This window comes from Microbacterium yannicii (assembly GCF_024055635.1).
Taxonomy (GTDB): Bacteria; Actinomycetota; Actinomycetes; order Actinomycetales; family Microbacteriaceae; genus Microbacterium; species Microbacterium yannicii.
Map to the genome: position 1 here is coordinate 87,217 of NZ_JAMXMB010000008.1, position 16,304 is coordinate 103,520.

General features: G+C 69.7%; 14 protein-coding genes. 7 read left to right on the forward strand and 7 right to left on the reverse strand.

The genetic code is table 11. The annotated features are described in order from the left end of the window. The first annotated feature begins 3 nt into the window (after nucleotides 1–3). The 5 genes from NCG93_RS03540 (at nucleotide 4) to NCG93_RS03560 (ending at nucleotide 6,190) form a co-directional block, all read left to right on the forward strand. Nucleotides 4–594: a DUF3000 domain-containing protein gene (locus NCG93_RS03540; RefSeq protein WP_194415384.1), complete on the forward strand. Its 591-nt coding sequence runs from the start codon at nucleotides 4–6 to the stop codon at nucleotides 592–594. Then, complete coding sequence (locus tag NCG93_RS03545; RefSeq protein ID WP_194415383.1) at nucleotides 587–1,786, forward strand: ribonuclease D; 1,200 nt, start codon at nucleotides 587–589, stop codon at nucleotides 1,784–1,786. Before NCG93_RS03540 ends, NCG93_RS03545 begins: the two co-directional genes overlap by 8 nt. 72 nt (nucleotides 1,787–1,858) lie before the next feature. Then, entirely contained in the window at nucleotides 1,859–3,064 is a 1,206-nt protein-coding gene (locus tag NCG93_RS03550) for a thiolase family protein (RefSeq protein WP_194415382.1), read from the forward strand. Between the two features lie 13 nt (nucleotides 3,065–3,077). Continuing rightward, a complete protein-coding gene (locus tag NCG93_RS03555; protein ID WP_194415381.1) occupies nucleotides 3,078–5,237 on the forward strand; it encodes a 3-hydroxyacyl-CoA dehydrogenase NAD-binding domain-containing protein in 2,160 nt (719 codons plus the stop codon). A gap of 242 nt (nucleotides 5,238–5,479) precedes the next feature. Then, nucleotides 5,480–6,190, forward strand: a complete 711-nt coding sequence (locus NCG93_RS03560) for an SPFH domain-containing protein (RefSeq protein WP_194415380.1) — start codon at nucleotides 5,480–5,482, stop codon at nucleotides 6,188–6,190. On the opposite strand, the gene dxs is transcribed toward NCG93_RS03560, so the two are convergent. The 5 genes from dxs to dut all read right to left on the reverse strand — a co-directional run bounded on the left by dxs (nucleotide 6,187) and on the right by dut (nucleotide 13,066). Then, entirely contained in the window at nucleotides 6,187–8,163 is a 1,977-nt protein-coding gene (dxs, locus tag NCG93_RS03565; protein WP_194415379.1) for a 1-deoxy-D-xylulose-5-phosphate synthase, read from the reverse strand. The genes NCG93_RS03560 and dxs overlap by 4 nt on opposite strands. Nucleotides 8,164–8,261: 98 nt before the next feature. Next, nucleotides 8,262–11,090 carry an aconitate hydratase AcnA gene (gene acnA, locus NCG93_RS03570; protein ID WP_308212099.1) on the reverse strand — a complete coding sequence of 943 codons (2,829 nt, stop codon included), beginning with the start codon at nucleotides 11,088–11,090 and terminating at the stop codon, nucleotides 8,262–8,264. Nucleotides 11,091–11,223: 133 nt separating this feature from the next. Beyond that, nucleotides 11,224–12,021 carry a DUF3159 domain-containing protein gene (locus NCG93_RS03575; protein ID WP_372495940.1) on the reverse strand — a complete coding sequence of 266 codons (798 nt, stop codon included), beginning with the start codon at nucleotides 12,019–12,021 and terminating at the stop codon, nucleotides 11,224–11,226. Continuing rightward, nucleotides 12,018–12,617: a DUF3710 domain-containing protein gene (locus NCG93_RS03580; protein ID WP_194415377.1), complete on the reverse strand. Its 600-nt coding sequence runs from the start codon at nucleotides 12,615–12,617 to the stop codon at nucleotides 12,018–12,020. Before NCG93_RS03580 ends, NCG93_RS03575 begins: the two co-directional genes overlap by 4 nt. Then, complete coding sequence (gene dut, locus NCG93_RS03585) at nucleotides 12,614–13,066, reverse strand: dUTP diphosphatase (RefSeq protein ID WP_194415376.1); 453 nt, start codon at nucleotides 13,064–13,066, stop codon at nucleotides 12,614–12,616. Before dut ends, NCG93_RS03580 begins: the two co-directional genes overlap by 4 nt. Nucleotides 13,067–13,078: 12 nt before the next feature. Here dut and NCG93_RS03590 point away from each other — a divergent pair, with 12 nt between their 5' ends. Then, nucleotides 13,079–13,597, forward strand: coding sequence for a DUF3093 domain-containing protein (locus NCG93_RS03590; protein ID WP_372495941.1), 519 nt, complete (start codon nucleotides 13,079–13,081; stop codon nucleotides 13,595–13,597). On the opposite strand, the gene NCG93_RS03595 is transcribed toward NCG93_RS03590, so the two are convergent. Continuing rightward, nucleotides 13,572–13,865, reverse strand: a complete 294-nt coding sequence (locus tag NCG93_RS03595) for a DUF4193 domain-containing protein (RefSeq protein WP_194415375.1) — start codon at nucleotides 13,863–13,865, stop codon at nucleotides 13,572–13,574. The two genes, NCG93_RS03590 and NCG93_RS03595, sit on opposite strands and share 26 nt — an antisense overlap. A 262-nt stretch (nucleotides 13,866–14,127) precedes the next feature. Between NCG93_RS03595 and sepH the strand changes: the two genes are divergently transcribed. Further along, nucleotides 14,128–15,168, forward strand: a complete 1,041-nt coding sequence (gene sepH, locus NCG93_RS03600; RefSeq protein ID WP_194415374.1) for a septation protein SepH — start codon at nucleotides 14,128–14,130, stop codon at nucleotides 15,166–15,168. A gap of 7 nt (nucleotides 15,169–15,175) precedes the next feature. On the opposite strand, the gene NCG93_RS03605 is transcribed toward sepH, so the two are convergent. After that, nucleotides 15,176–16,294 carry an alkaline phosphatase family protein gene (locus NCG93_RS03605; protein ID WP_194415373.1) on the reverse strand — a complete coding sequence of 373 codons (1,119 nt, stop codon included), beginning with the start codon at nucleotides 16,292–16,294 and terminating at the stop codon, nucleotides 15,176–15,178. Between the last annotated feature and the right edge of the window lie 10 nt (nucleotides 16,295–16,304).

Consider the following 16,304-nt stretch of genomic DNA (forward strand, 5'->3'; position numbering starts at 1 on the left):
CGCGTGGCTGAGCAGCGTCCCCCCGCGGCATCGAGCACCTTCGAGCAGGCCGCGCAGGCGGTGCGCGACATCCGCTTCCGCGAAGACCTCACGGTGCGTGAGATCACCGCGCCGCAGGGTCTCGCCCCCGACGCGATCGCGATCGCAGGCGATGTGCGCTCCTCCCCTGACGACACCGACTCCCCGTACGGGACCGGTCGCCTCGTCCTGCTGCACGACCCCGACGAACCCGCACCCTGGAACGGCCCCTGGCGGATCGTGTGCTTCGCACAGGCTCCGCTCGAGCCCGAGATCGGCATCGATCCGCTCCTCGCCGATGTGGCGTGGACGTGGCTCACCGACGCGCTCGAGTCGCGGGGCGCCGGTTTCCACTCGGCATCGGGCACCGCCACCAAGACGCTCTCGAAAGGCTTCGGCGCGCTGGCGGCCGAGGGCGACGGGGCGCAGATCGAACTGCGCGCATCCTGGTCGCCGGAAGGCGCGATCGCCGCGCACGTGGAAGCATGGGCGGAGTTGGTTTGCATGCTGGCCGGTCTTCCCCCCGGCTCGGAAGGGATCGCGATGCTCGGTACGCACAGGTCGCCGCGTGGCTGAATACGATGTGATCGATCAGCGGGAGCGCGCCGAGGAGGCCGCCCGCTCGCTGGCCGAAGGCGAGGGCCCCGTCGCCGTCGACGTCGAGCGCGCGTCGGGCTTCCGCTACTCGCAGCGGGCCTACCTGGTGCAGGTGTTCCGCCGCGGCGCGGGGGTGTTCCTGTTCGATCCACCGCCGATCGGCGATTTCCGCGCGCTTCAGGAGGCCATCGGCGGCGAGGAATGGGTGCTGCACGCCGCCAGCCAGGACCTGCCGTCGCTGCGGGAGCTCGGGCTGGAGCCGGCGAGCATCTTCGACACGGAGCTGGCCGCGCGCCTCCTGGGCCACGAACGGGTCGGCCTCGGCGCGGTCGTCGAGGACACCCTGGGCATCACCCTCGCGAAGGCGCACTCGGCGTCCGACTGGTCCACCCGTCCGCTGCCGCAGTCGTGGCTGGAGTATGCGGCTCTCGATGTCGAGCACCTCGTCGACGTGCGCGACAAGCTCGCCGCGGAGCTCGTGGAGCAGGACAAGGTCCGCTTCGCCGACGAGGAGTTCCGTGCCGTGCTCGATCGCGAGCCCAAGCCGGCGCGCGAGGAGCCGTGGCGGCGGCTGTCAGGCCTGCACACGGTGCGCGGCCGCAAGGCGCTCGCTGTCGCGCGTGAACTGTGGATCGCGCGCGAGGAGTACGCGCGGGCGGAGGATGTGTCGCCGGGCCGGCTCGTGCCCGACCGGGCGCTCGTCGCCGCGGTGCTGGCGGACCCGGCATCCAAGAACGCTCTCGGGGCGCTCAAGGAGTTCACCGGGCGGGCCAGCCGTTCCCAGCTCGACCGCTGGTGGGCGGCGATCGAGGCAGGACGCGCCGTGACCGAGCTGCCCCTGGAGCGCGCCACCGGCGGCGACACGCTGCCTCCGCCGCGGGCCTGGGTCGACCGCAACCCCGAGGCGGATGCGCGGCTGAAGGCGGCGCGCCCCGTCGTCGAGCACCGGGCCGAGGAGCTGCACATGCCGACCGAGAACCTCTTGACTCCGGAGCTGCTGCGGCGGGTCGCGTGGTCTCCCCCGCAACCGCCGACCGCGGCATCCGTCGGCGATGCGCTCGCGTCCCTCGGCGCACGGCCGTGGCAGATTGAGCAGACTGCACAGGTTATCGCCGATGCCTTTGTCGATTCCGTGCAAGAGCCTGCGGAGGCGTCCGAACCGGCTTCGTAGGTTTCCGCCACCCGATTCCGGCCGCTCGCGGGCCCCTCCTAGGCTGACGGCATCCCTATTTTTGGAGGCAGAGTGGCCGAGATCTCGGACGTCTTCTTCGTCGATGGAATGCGCACCCCCTTCGGGCGCGCCGGCGAGAAGGGCATGTACTGGAACACCCGCGCGGACGACCTCGCCGTCAAGGCGACGATCGGACTGATGGAGCGCAACCCGGGCGTTCCCAAGGACCGCATCGATGACGTGGCGATCGCCGCTACCTCGCAGACCGGCGACCAGGGGCTCACCCTCGGTCGCAGCGTCGCGATCCTGGCCGGGCTTCCCGAGACCGTCCCGGGCTTCGCGATCGACCGCATGTGCGCGGGCGCGATGACGAGCGTGACCACGATGGCCGGTTCGATCGGCATCGGGATGTACGACGTCGCCCTCGCGGGTGGCGTCGAGCACATGGGCCACCACCCGATCGGCGCGAACGCCGACCCCAACCCGAGGTTCGTCGCGGAGAAGATGGTCGACCCGGGCGCCCTCAACATGGGGGTCACGGCCGAGCGCATCTTCGACCGCTTCCCGCACCTGACCAAGGAGCGCTCCGACCGCTACGGCATGCTCAGCCAGCACAAGGTGCAGGCCGCATACGATGCCGGCAAGATCCAGCCTGACCTGGTCCCCGTCGCGATCAAGGACGCCGAGGGCTCGTGGGCTCTCGCGACCGAGGACGAAGGCCGCCGGCCGCAGACCACGATGGAGGATCTCGCGGCGCTCAAGACGCCCTTCCGCCCGCACGGGCGCGTGACGGCGGGCACCTCGTCGCCGCTCACCGACGGTGCGACGATGTCGCTGCTGGCCGGCGGGCACGCCGTCAAGGAGTTCGGCCTCGCTCCCAAGATGAAGCTGGTGTCGTTCGCATTCGCGGGGGTGCAGCCCGAGATCATGGGCATCGGTCCGATCCCGTCGACCGAGAAGGCGCTGAAGAAGGCCGGCCTCACGATCGATGACATCGGGCTGTTCGAGCTGAACGAGGCCTTCGCGATCCAGGTCATCTCGCTCCTCGATCACTTCGGCATCGCCGACGACGATCCTCGCGTGAACCCCTGGGGCGGCGCGATCGCCTTCGGGCACCCGCTCGCAGCCTCGGGCACCCGCCTGATGATCCAGCTCGCAGCGCACTTCGCCGAGCGTCCGGACGTCCGCTACGGCCTCACCGCGATGTGCGTGGGGCTCGGTCAGGGCGGCTCGGTCATCTGGGAGAACCCCCACTACGACGGCAAGCGGAAGAAGTAAGGGCCCGGCACGAATGACGAACACCGTTTCCGAACAGTACGCGGAGATCGACTTCTCCCCCATCCTCGCCGTCACCGAAGGCGAGGTGATCACGCACTCGCGGGTGCGCGACATCCGTCTCGCCTCCGGCAAGGTCCTCGCCCTCGTGACGCTCGACAACGGGCGCGACCACACCCGGCCGAACACGCTCGGTCCCGCCACGATGTCCCAGCTCGGCGAGACACTGGACGCCCTCAAGGCCCGCGTCTCCGCCGGCGAGATCCAGGCGGTCGGCATCACCGGCAAGCAGTACATCCTCGCCGCCGGCGCCGACCTGTCCGACATCTCCAAGGTGGGCTCCAAGGACAACGCCCGCCTGGTCGCGCAGCTCGGCCACAAGGTGTTCGGGAAGCTGTCCGAGCTCGGCGTGCCGACGTTCGCCTTCGTGAACGGCCTCGCCCTGGGCGGTGGCCTCGAGATCGCACTGAACTCCACGTATCGGACGGTGGATGCCTCGGCCGCCGCGATCGCGCTGCCCGAGGTGTTCCTCGGCATCATCCCCGGCTGGGGTGGCGCGTACCTGCTGCCGAACCTCATCGGCATCGAGAACGCACTCGAGGTGGTGATCTCGAACCCGCTCAAGCAGAACCGCATGCTGAAGCCGCAGCAGGCGTACGACTACGGCATCGTCGACGCGATCTTCCCCGCCGCGAACTACCTCGAGGACTCCCTGGCCTGGGCGGACGGCGTGCTCACCGGCAAGACGAAGGTCGACCGCAAGAACGAGCCCGGCAAGATCGAGCGGCTCACCAAGTGGCCGATCGCGATCAAGATGGCTCGGGGGATGCTCGAGTCCAAGATCGGAACGGTGCCGAAGTCGCCGTACGCGGCGCTGGAGCTCCTCGACAAGGCGAAGAGCGGCACGAAGGCCGAAGGCTTCGCGCGTGAGGACGAGGCCCTTGCCGAGCTCGTCACGGGCGACCAGTTCGCGGCATCCATGTACGCATTCGATCTTGTGCAGAAGCGCGCGAAGCGCCCTGTCGGCGCGCCCGACAAGGCACTCGCGAAGAAGGTCGGGAAGGTCGGCATCATCGGCGCCGGCCTGATGGCGAGCCAGTTCGCCCTGCTGTTCGTGCGCAAGCTGCAGGTTCCGGTGCTCATCACCGACCTCGACCAGGCTCGTGTCGACAAGGGCGTGGCGTACATCCACGACGAGATCGGCAAGCTCGAGGCGAAGGGACGGCTCGACGGCGACAGCGCGAACAGACTGCGGGCGCTCGTGACCGGCACGACCGACAAGAGCCTGTACGCGGACTGCGACTTCGTCATCGAGGCGGTGTTCGAGGAGGTCGGCGTCAAGCAGCAGGTGTTCGGCGAGATCGAGCGGATCATCGCCGAGGACGCGATCCTCGCGACCAACACCTCGTCGCTGTCGGTCGAGGAGATCGGCGCGAAGCTCGCTCATCCCGAGCGTCTCGTCGGCTTCCACTTCTTCAACCCGGTGGCCGTCATGCCGCTCATCGAGATCGTCAAGACGCCGCAGACGTCCGATGCCGCACTCTCGACGGCCTTCGTCGTCGCGAAGAACCTCGGCAAGAACGCCGTGCTGACCGCCGACGCCCCGGGCTTCGTCGTGAACCGCCTCCTGGCGAAGGTCATGGGCGAGGCGGCGCGCGCCGTCTATGAGGGCACCCCGATCGCCGATGTCGAGAAGGCGTTCGCGCCTCTCGGGCTGCCGATGGGGCCTTTCCAGCTCATCGACCTCGTCGGCTGGAAGGTGGCCGCGCACGTCCAGGACACGATGGTGCACGCGTTCCCCGACCGGTTCTACGCGAACGAGAACTTCCACGCCCTCGCGGAGCTTCCCGAGGTCGTCGAGAAGGACAGGGGCGGTCGCGTGACGGGCTGGACGAAGGCGGCCGAGAAGCTGCTCAAGCCGGCCGTCGGGTCGTCGCCCGCGTCGGCCGTGACGATCCTCGCCCGGGTGCAGGACGGACTCGCGCAGGAGATCAGGATCATGCTCGACGCGGGCGTGGTCCCCGAGGTCGAGGACATCGACCTGTGCCTCATCCTCGGCGCCGGCTGGCCGTTCATCGACGGCGGCGCGTCACCGTACCTCGACCGCGAGGGCGCGTCCGAGCGGGTGTTCGGTGACACCTTCCACCACCCGGCGATCACGGGCATCGCCGGCTGACACCGCACACGTCGGTCTCGCGCAGGGCGCATCCTCCGAGGAGGGTGCGCCCTGCGCGCTCGCGTGCGCACGGGCAGGGAGACGCCGTCGCGTCGAGAAGTGCGGGAACGTCCGTCCTCGATTCGCGGAACGTGATCCGTCCGACACGTGAACAGTCGGCGCCAGGCCGCCTCTCGGACGATCGGGCCCCGTCACGCAGGGCATCCTGTCCCTGAACGGTCGTCAGAACGGGAGGTGTCCGGATGCTGGATGTGATCTCGGGGATGTTCAGCGGCAGTGCGCTGGGTGTCCTGGTGAAGACGAGTGGCGCCGCCTTGACGCTGCTCGTGGTCGTACCCGCGCTCATGAAGCTGTTCCTGGTGACGGTGGACGAGGGATCGGCCGCGATCCGCACCCGCAACGGCAAGCCGATCATCCGACGCGTCCGAGGCGCCGACGACGGCCGTGGTGAGGTGATGGTGCTGCGGCCCGGAACCCACGGTGCGTTCCCGATCGTGTACTGGTACCGCATGGTCGACGTGCGGGCGCGATCGACCGACCTTCCCGCGCGGAGCCTCACCGCCGCCAGCGGGCACCAGCATCTCGTGCACGCGTCCTTCGACTGGCGGCCTATCGTCTCGGGGCACGACCTGCGCGTGCTCGAGCTCGACGTGGTCAACGTGAAGGAGCGCGCGGGCAACATCGTGGGGGCGGCGCTGCGCGACCTCGTTCACGAGCTCGACGGTGCCGTGCTTCCGCCGAACGACCTGCTGTCGCCGCGCGTCGTCGCGGCGTGCGCCGACCTCGTGCGCACGGACTGCGGGATAGAGCTGCTGCGGGTCATCGTCACGGGCGACGCGCTCACGGACGGCTACCTGCTCTCGCAGGCGATCACGCCGCGGCCCGCAGACGGGCAGACCGCGGAATGGGATGCCGCGGCATCCGTCCTCGCGACGCGGCTCTCGTCCGTCTAGGGGCGGTCGTCGCGGCTGCGGGCGAGATCCGACAGCGTCGGGATCTCGCCCGTCCGCGTGGCGTCGCCGCTCTGGGCGCCGCGGGCCACCGGGATGCGGGTGCCGAGCACCTGCGCCACGACGTCGTGTGCGATCTTGGCGGGGGTGAGTCCCGCCTCGTCGAGGATCTGCTCGCGGCTCGCATGGTCGATGAACTCGTCGGGCACGCCCAGCTCGTCGACCGCCGTGTCGACGCCCGCCTCGCGCAGCACCTGGCGTACGCGCGTGCCGATGCCGCCCACCCGGATGCCGTCCTCGATCGTGATGACGAGACGGTGGGATGCCGCGAGCTCGACGATAGACGGCTGCACCGGCACGACCCACCGGGGGTCGACGACGGTGGCGCCGATGCCCTGTGCGCGCAGGCGCTCGGCGACGTCGACGGCGGTGTGCGCCATCGGACCGATGCCGATCAGCAGCACGTCGTCCGCATCGGAGCGCACCAGCACGTCCACGCCGTCGTGCAGGCGCTCGATGGCGGGCAGCTCCGGGCTGACGGCACCCTTCGGGAAGCGGATGACCGTGGGCGCATCGTCGACGGCGACCGCCTCCTGGAGCTCCTCGCGCAGGCGCGCGGCGTCGCGGGGCACGGCGATGCGGATGTGGGGCACGATCTGCAGCATCGCGAGGTCCCAGATGCCGTGGTGACTCGGACCGTCGGGACCGGTCACCCCGGCACGATCGAGCACGAAGGTGACGCCGGCGCGGTGGAGGGCGACATCCATCAGCACCTGGTCGAACGCCCGGTTCATGAACGTCGCATAGATGGCGACCACGGGGTGCAGCCCGCCGAACGCGAGACCCGCCGCGGACGCGACAGCATGCTGTTCGGCGATCCCGACGTCGTACACGCGGTCGGGGAAGCGCTGCGCGAACGGCAGGAGCCCCGTCGGGCGCAGCATGGCGGCCGTCATCGCGATCACGTCGTCGCGCGCATCACCCACCGTGACGAGCTCTTCGGCGAAGACGTCGGTCCAGCTGAGGCCGGCCGTCGCACCGAGGGATTCGCCCGTGATCGGGTCGATCTTGCCCACCGCATGGAACTGGTCGGCCTCGTCCTCCAGCGCCGGGGCGTAGCCGCGGCCCTTCTCGGTGATGGCGTGGACGATGACCGGAGCGCCGTACGACTTCGCGAGCTCGAGGGTCTCGATCAGCGTCGGCAGGTCGTGACCGTCGACGGGCCCGAGGTACTTGATGTCGAGGTTCGAGTAGAGCGCCGCGTTGTTCGTGAATCGCGAGAGGAAGCCGTGCGTGCCGCCGCGCACGCCGCGGTAGACGGCGCGTGCGGCGGGACCGAGTTTGCGGAACAGGTCGTCGGAGCCGCGATGAAGGGTGCGGTAGGACTCCGCCGTGCGGACCCGGTTGAGATAGCGGGCCATGCCCCCGATGGTGGGGGCGTAGGAGCGGCCGTTGTCGTTCACGACGATCACGAGGTTTCGGTCGTTGTCGTCGGAGATGTTGTTGAGCGCCTCCCACGTCATGCCACCGGTCAGCGCGCCGTCGCCGACGACGGCCACGACGTGCCGGTCTTTGCGCCCGGTGCGGGTCAGCGCCCGCGATACGCCGTCCGCCCAGCTCAGCGAGCTCGACGCGTGCGAGGACTCCACGACGTCGTGCGGGCTCTCCGAGCGCTGCGGGTAGCCGGCCAGGCCGTCACGCGCGCGCAGATTGGTGAAATCCTGCCGCCCGGTGAGCAGCTTGTGCACGTAGGACTGATGCCCGGTGTCGAAGATCATCGGGTCGTTCGGAGAATCGAACACGCGGTGAAGGGCGATGGTGAGCTCGACGACACCGAGGTTGGGGCCCAGGTGACCGCCGGTGCGTGCGACGTTCTCGACGAGGAACCCGCGGATCTCGCTCGCGAGCTGCTCGAGCTGATCGGCGGTCAGTCCGTCGAGGTCGCGGGGTCCGGTGATGGACGACAGCAGCGACATCCCCGCTCCTTTCCGGCCCGGGAAGGGCTCTGCAAGTCTACCCGGGGCATGAAGGAGGGACCGGATGCCGCGGCATCCGGTCCCCCGTGAATCAGCTGTCAGACCAGCGAACGCAGCACGTACTGCAGGATGCCGCCGTTGCGGTAGTAGTCGGCCTCACCGGGCGTGTCGATGCGGACGACCGCGTCGAACTCGACAGTGGCCTTGCCGGGCGCGGAGAACTCGCTCGGTTCGGCGGTGACGCGCACCGTCTTCGGCGTGACGCCCTCGTTGAGCTGCTCGAGTCCCGAGATCGAGACGATCTCGGTGCCGTCGAGTCCGAGCGACGCCCAGCTCTCGCCGGCCGGGAACTGCAGCGGGACGACCCCCATGCCGATGAGGTTCGAGCGGTGGATGCGCTCGAAGCTCTCGGTGATGACCGCCTTCACGCCCAGCAGGCTGGTGCCCTTGGCCGCCCAGTCGCGGGACGAGCCGGAGCCGTACTCCTTGCCGCCGAAGATGACGAGCGGCGTGCCCGCGGCCTGGTAGTTCTGGCTCGCGTCGTAGATGAACGACTGCGGGCCGCCCTCCTGCGTGAAGTCGCGGGTGAAGCCGCCTTCGACCTCGGCGCCGTCGTTGACCGCGCGCACCAGCTGATTCTTCAGGCGGATGTTCGCGAACGTCCCCCGGATCATCACCTCGTGGTTGCCGCGGCGCGAGCCGTACGAGTTGAAGTCCTTGCGATCCACGCCGTGCTCGGCGAGGTACTTGCCCGCCGGGCTGTCGGCCTTGATGTTTCCGGCCGGGCTGATGTGGTCGGTGGTGACCGAGTCCAGCAGCGTGGCCATCACACGGGCACCCGAGATGTCGGTGACCGGGGTCAGTTCCATCGTCATGCCGTCGAAGTACGGGGGCTTGCGCACGTACGTCGACGCGTCATCCCACTCGAACACATCGCCCGTCGGGGTCGGGAGGGTCCGCCACCGCTCGTCGCCCTCGAAGACGCTCGCGTACTGGTGGGTGAACATGTCCTTGTTGATCGACGAGTCGATCGTGGCCTGCACCTCGGCCGAGTCGGGCCAGATGTCCCGCAGGAACACGTCGTTGCCGTCCTGGTCGGTGCCGAGCGCGTCGACCTCGAAGTCGAAGTTCATGGACCCGGCGAGCGAGTACGCGATCACGAGCGGCGGGCTCGCGAGGTAGTTCATCTTGACATCGGGGTTGATGCGGCCCTCGAAGTTGCGGTTTCCCGAGAGGACGGCCGTCACGGCGAGGTCGTTCTGGTTGATCGCCGCCGAGACCTCCTCGATGAGCGGGCCGGAGTTGCCGATGCACGTGGTGCAGCCATAGCCCACCGTGAAGAAGCCGAGGTCTTCGAGGTCCTTCGTGAGGCCGGCCTTCTCGTAGTAGTCGGTGACGACCTTCGACCCGGGGGCCAGAGTGGTCTTGACCCACGGCTTGGCCTTGAGCCCCTTCTTCACCGCGTTGCGAGCCAGCAGGCCAGCGGCGAGCATCACCGACGGGTTCGACGTGTTCGTGCACGAGGTGATCGCGGCGATCGTCACCGCGCCGTGGTCGAGCACGAACTTCTCGCCGCCCTCCAGCGTCACCGGGGTCGGCTTCGACGCCGTCGCCGGCGCGTGGCTGTGGTGGTGGTGCTCGTGGTTGCTGTACTCGTCCTCGGGCGAGTTCCCGGGCGGGTCGGAGGCCGGGAACGACTCCGAGCCCTCGAGGTCGACCAGGTCGTGGTCGACCTCGGCGTAGTTGGTGAGGTCGCTCTCGAACTGCTGCTTCGCCTGTGAGAGGACGATGCGGTCCTGCGGGCGCTTGGGACCGGCGATCGACGGGACGACCGTCGACAGGTCCAGCTCCATGTACTCGCTGAAGACCGGCTCGCGGGAGGGGTCGTGCCAGAGCGACTGCTCCTTCGCGTACGCCTCGACCAGTGCGAGCTGCTGCTCGTCACGGCCGGTGAGGCGCAGGTAGTCGACGGTCACGCTGTCGATCGGGAACATGGCGGCGGTCGAGCCGAACTCGGGGCTCATGTTGCCGATGGTGGCGCGGTTGGCGAGCGGCACCGAGGCCACGCCCTCGCCGTAGAACTCGACGAACTTGCCGACCACGCCGTGCTTGCGCAGCATGTCGGTGATGGTCAGCACGACATCGGTGGCCGTGACGCCGGTCGGGATCGCGCCCGACAGCTTGAAGCCCACGACCTTGGGGATGAGCATCGACACGGGCTGGCCGAGCATGGCCGCCTCCGCCTCGATGCCGCCGACGCCCCAGCCGAGGACGCCGAGTCCGTTGACCATGGTCGTGTGCGAGTCGGTGCCGACGCAGGTGTCGGGATAGGCGCGCAGGACGCCGCCGACGGAGCGGTCGTAGATCACCTTCGCGAGGTGCTCGATGTTGACCTGGTGCACGATGCCGGTGCCCGGAGGAACGACCTTGAAGTCGTCGAACGCGGTCTGGCCCCACCGCAGGAACTGGTACCGCTCGCCGTTGCGCTCGTACTCGATCTCGACGTTGCGCTCGAGGGCGTTCTCGGTGCCGAAGAGGTCGGCGATGACGGAGTGGTCGATGACCATCTCGGCCGGCGACAGCGGGTTGATCTTCGTCGGGTCGCCGCCGAGCGCGGTGACCGCCTCGCGCATGGTGGCGAGGTCGACGATGCACGGAACGCCGGTGAAGTCCTGCATCACGACGCGAGCCGGCGTGAACTGGATCTCGGTGTTCGGCTCGGCTGCGGCATCCCACGACCCGAGAGCTTCGATCTGCTCCTTGGTGACGTTGGCGCCGTCCTCGGTGCGCAGCAGGTTCTCGAGCAGCACCTTCAGGCTGAACGGGAGCTTCTCGTAGCCCGCGACCTTGTCGATGCGGAAGATCTCGTAGTCGGTGCTGCCGACCGTCAGGGTGCTCTTCGCACCGAAGCTGTCAACCGTGGACACGTCTGTCTCCTTCGTCGGCGGCGGGATCGTGCCGGAGTCCGGCATCCCCATCTTCCCCCGCCCCGAAGCCCGCGGCTAGTGAGGTCGACCTAACGGATCGAGGGAAAACTATCTTGATGTCAAGATAAATATATCACTTCGGCGCCCGAGGATAGAGCGCGCGCACCGCGAGCCACGTCACCGCGACCAGCGGTGCGAACAGCGGCAGCCCCATCACGAGCTTGAGCGTGCCGAGCGCCGTCACATCACCCGCGAAGTAGAGCGGCAGCTGCACGATGAGGCGCAGTGCGAAGAGGGCGGCCCACGCGAGCGACAACCAGAAGAAGACGCGTCGCTTGCGGCGGTCGGCCCGCCACGCCGTGCCCTCCCCCATCAGGAATCCGACCGCGAGGCCGATGAGCGGCCATCCCACGAGTGCCGACACGAGGAACGCGGTCCCGTAGATCGTGTTCGTGAGGAAGCCGGGGATGAAGCTGTCCTCTCCCCTGCCCGTCCACAGCGACAGCGCGGCTGCGGCAGCGGCCGCGATCAGACCGCCGATGGCGGCGCTCGCGGACTGACGCTGCACGAGCCGCACCACGGTGAAGACGGCCGCGAGGCCGACCGACAGTCCCAGGCTCAGCAGCAGATTGCCGGAGCGCGTGTCCGCGTCGTACGTCAGCGTCCACGCCACGAGGAAGACGACCCCGGGAAGGACGGATTCCAGGATGCCGCGCCAGCCGCCCATCGCCTTCCAGACGACGTGGCCGGTGCTGCGGCCGTCGGCGGGATCGAGCCCCGCGCGCCGGGCGGCACCGCCGAGCGCGGCGCCGAGCATCTCCGACGTCGACGCCGGCGCGCCGGTCTCGTCCGACGGAGCGTCCACGGCGTCCGCAGCAGCGTCCGCGGTCCGTTCGGGATCCGCGTCACCGGGGCGCGCGGCGTCGCTCACGCCGAGCCCGGCGTGGCGGGCATGCGCAGCGGGATGAGGTCGCGCGGCGGCATCGGCGATCCGCCGCGGACGACGACGATCGACCGGAAGAGGTCCTCGACGGCCGCAGCCGCCTCCACATCCGACGTGGCGGCGCCGCCGATGACACCGCGGAGGAACCAGCGGGGGCCGTCGACCCCGACGAAGCGCGCGAGGCGCTTGCCCGCGGTGCCGTCCGGGCCGGCGATGACGGGCACCTCGGCGAGCAGCTCGGGGCCGAGCGGGCCCTCACGCTCCTCGACGCGGCCGCCCTGCTGGCGGATCTGCTGGCGGATCTGCTCGCGCGTCTCTTCCCAGAGCCCGGCCGAGCGCGGTGCCGCGAACGGCTGGACCTGCAGTGTCGAGCCGGAGTAGTCCAGCCCGACGGCGACGATGCGCTTGGTCTGCTCCTCGACCTCGAGGCGCAGGTTGAGGCCTTCGCGCGGCAGGATCTTGATGCCGCCGAGGTCGATGTACGGCCGCACCGGGTTCGCCTCGGACTCGTCGAACGGGCCGGTGGTGGCGCGGTCCTCGGGTGCGACCTTGCGCGGTCCGTCGGCCGATGAGGGGTCTGTCATGCGAGGACTCCGTCCTTCTGGTAGCCCGTGGAGCCGAAGCCGCCCTCGCCGCGCACGCTGTCGGGCAGGGTCTCCACGGGGATGAATACGGCGCGGGGCACCGGCATGACGATGAGCTGGGCGATGCGATCGCCCACCGAGATGTCGTGCGCGTGCTCACGGTCGGTGTTGAGCAGGATGACCTTGATCTCACCGCGGTATCCGGCATCGATCGTGCCGGGGGCGTTGACGATCGTGATGCCGTGCTTGGCGGCGAGGCCGCTCCGGGGCACGACGAAGGCGACGTATCCCTCGGGGAGCGCGATCCGCACGCCGGTGCCCACCAGTGCGCGGCCGCCCGGCTCGAGGCGCACCGCCTCGGCGGCGACCAGGTCGGCGCCGGCATCACCGGGGTGCGCGTACACCGGGACCTCGGAGGCGATAATGGGGACGTCCACCGTTTCAGTCACCCAACGAGGGTAATGCAGAACTCCATGCGTCACGCCGATGCCCGCAGCGGGCTCACTCACGGCCATCAGGAGCCGCATTACCGCGAGCGACTGGGCCCCTCGCTCTGGATCCTCGTCGCGGCGGCGCTGGTGGCTCCGATGGCGGCGCTCGTGATCAGTCCCATCGACCGGACGATCGCGCTCGTGGTGGGTGCCGCGATCGGCGTGGTGCTGATCGCGCTGATGATCGCGGCCGCCCCGGTGGTCGAGGTGCGGGACGGCGAGCTGCGCGCGGGGCGCGCTCACATCGACGTGGAGTTCCTCGGGATGCCGCAGGTGCACCTCGGCGACGATGCGCGCCATGCGCGCGGTGCGGGTCTGGACCCGCGGTCGTGGCATCTGATCCGAGGCGGGATCGACGGACTCGTCGTCATCCCGGTGACCGATGCCGACGACCCGACGACCGCGTGGGTGATCTCCTCGCGGACGCCGGATCGACTGTCCGCCGCTGTGCGGCGGGCTCAGATCACGCGGAGCACTCCACGCACATAGGGCCGTCGGCGGTCTCGTGATCGAGCTGCGAACGGTGCTTCACGAGGAAGCAGTTCGAGCAGGTGAACTCGTCCTCCTGGGGAGGGAGGACGACGACGTCGAGCTCGAGGTCCGACAGGTCGGCGCCGGGGAGCTCGAACCCCGACGGGTTGTCGGAATCCTCCACATCGACCGAGCCCGAGAGCTTGTCGGGGACGCGCTCCTTGAGCGCTTCGATCGACTCGCTGTCATCCTCGGTCTTGCGGGGGGCGTCGTAATCGGTGGCCATGCGTGAACGTCTCAACTTCCGGGTATCGCGGATTGCGCTCGCCCTTGCGGGCGGCGATAGTTTGCACGACGGTTCCCCTTTTCGCAAATGCGTCCGGCGGTGTCGCCCCCGTGCGTCGCGTGAAACTCGCGGCACGCGTCGGATATTCCCGATCCCCGTACTTCCCTGTGACACGATGGGGCGGATCAGGCAGCGAACCACTGCTCTGAGCCCGAAGCGCAAGTACAGCCGTGAGCCCGAGGGAAAACTAGGGGGCGTTCGCATGGAACAGCTCAAGGTCATCGGAACCGAGGACGACAAGCTCATCCTGGCGACCGAGTCCGGTGAAAGATTCGCGCTCGATGTCGACGACGTGCTGCGTGGCGAACTGCGCAAGGTCGGCCGCGATCGCGACGCGGACGTGCAGACGCCCCGCGCGAGCCCGCGCGAGATCCAGGCCCACATCCGCTCGGGCCTGTCTGCGCAGGAGGTGGCGGAGCTGCTCGGCGCGCGCGTGGAGGACGTCGTCCGGTTCGAGGGTCCCGTGCTGGCCGAGCGCGAGCATGTCGTGGGCCAGGCGCTCGCGGTCCCCGTGCTGCTCGGCGGCGACTTCGAGGGCGACGGCCAGACCACGTTCGGCTCAGCCGTGCGCGCCAAGCTGGCCGAGGCCGGCGCCATCGGCGAGCGCTGGACCAGCTGGAAGGCGCCGACCGGGTGGACCGTCAAGCTGGAGTTCACGGCCAACGACATCGGCCACGACGCGCGCTGGGGATTCGACCCCCGCCGCAGCACGCTGTCGCCGCTCAATTCCGATGCGATCCAGCTGTCTCGTCAGGGCGCGCTGCCCGAAGGGCTGATCCCCCGGCTGCGGGCGCTCGACGCGATGCCGGCCAAGGACGACTCACGGTTCGACAGCGGCGCTTTCGGGCCCCGCGGGCTTCCCGACGCCGACATCGAGTCCCCCGAGATCCCGGCGCCCGCCGCCCCGGCCGTCCAGCAGGCCGCGATCAAGCGGGCTACCGAGCCCACGGTCGTGACCTCGGCCGAGACGGCCGACCTTCTCGAGGCGCTGCGACGCCGCCGCGGTCAGCGCGAACCGCTGCCGACTGTCGACGAGGCCGCGGCACCGCAGCGGTCCTCGGCGCCGGTCGCGCTGTTCGACGCGCTCGAGCCGGGCTACGACGAGGCGTCCGCCGACGACGAGCCGCCGGCATCCGACCACCAGCCGACTCCTGCCGCCGTGGCGGAGGCGGGCCGTCGCAAGGGTCGCACGTCGATGCCGTCGTGGGACGAGATCGTCTTCGGCGCTCGCTCAGAGGACTGACGCGCGGTCAGGCGAAAGCGCCGAGCCGGATGAGCGGCACCACGCGCTCCTCATCGGTGAGCGAGCCGTGCTGCCCGACCATCTTCTGGGGTGCCTTGTCGGCGAGCCGGTCGTCGTAGTAGGCGATCCCCGCGCGTGCGGCGACGATCACGTCGCCGAGGCGCGCGGCGACCTCCGGGTCCACCAGTGCGCCGATGAGTCCCGATGCTGCGAGCTCGGCTCGTGAGAAGACCCAGGAGCGGGATGCCTCGGACGCGCGCCACCGTGTGAGCACGGCATCAGCCTGCCCGGGTTCGGTATACAGCTGCAGCATGCGCGGCTCACCGCCGATGAGACGGACGCCGTCGAGCAGGTCGCCGGCGTCCTCGAGCAGGATGTGGCGGTGCCGGGGAACGTCGATCATGCCGTGATCGGAGGTGACGACGACGCCGGTGCTCCGGTCGACGGATGCCGCGAGCCGGCGGGCCGCGGCATCCACGCGCTCGAGAGCCGCCACCCACTCGTCGGACTCCCAGCCGCGCTTGTGGCCCACCGCGTCGAGATCCGCCGCGTACAGATAGACGAGCGAGCCCGGGTGCCGCGCCGCCAGATCGGCGGCGACCCGCACGCGTTCGTCGAGGTCGTCGACACCGTGGAACTCGGCGTCGCCGAGGGTCGCCGCCGTGAAGCCGGTGCGGGCGTACTCGTTGCGCGACACGGCGAAGAAGGGCCGCCCGAGCGTGGCGGACAGCGGCGCGGAGCGCTGGAAGGACAACGGCAGCCCATCGGTGTCCCACCCGCGCAGCATGTTGACGATGTCGTCGGTGCCGGGGACGCGGGCGCGGTAGCCGACGATGCCGTGCTCGCCCGGCAAGACGCCCGTGAGCAGGCTGGTGAGGGCCGCTGCCGTGGTCGAGGGGAAGACGGTGCGCGCGGCATCCCGCTTCGTCCGAGCCTCGCTCAGGAATCTGGCGTGCCCGGCGCGGGCGCCGAGGTTGAACACGCCGAGGCCGTCGATCACCCAGACGATGGCGCTGCGCGCCGGGGCGAACCACTCCGATCGGCCGTCCAGTGCCGCCGACATCTCGGGCACGACACGGGTGAGGCTCCGGGCGCGCGGCGGGTCCGCGGGTAGGCTGAGGGACATCGGGGCCAGT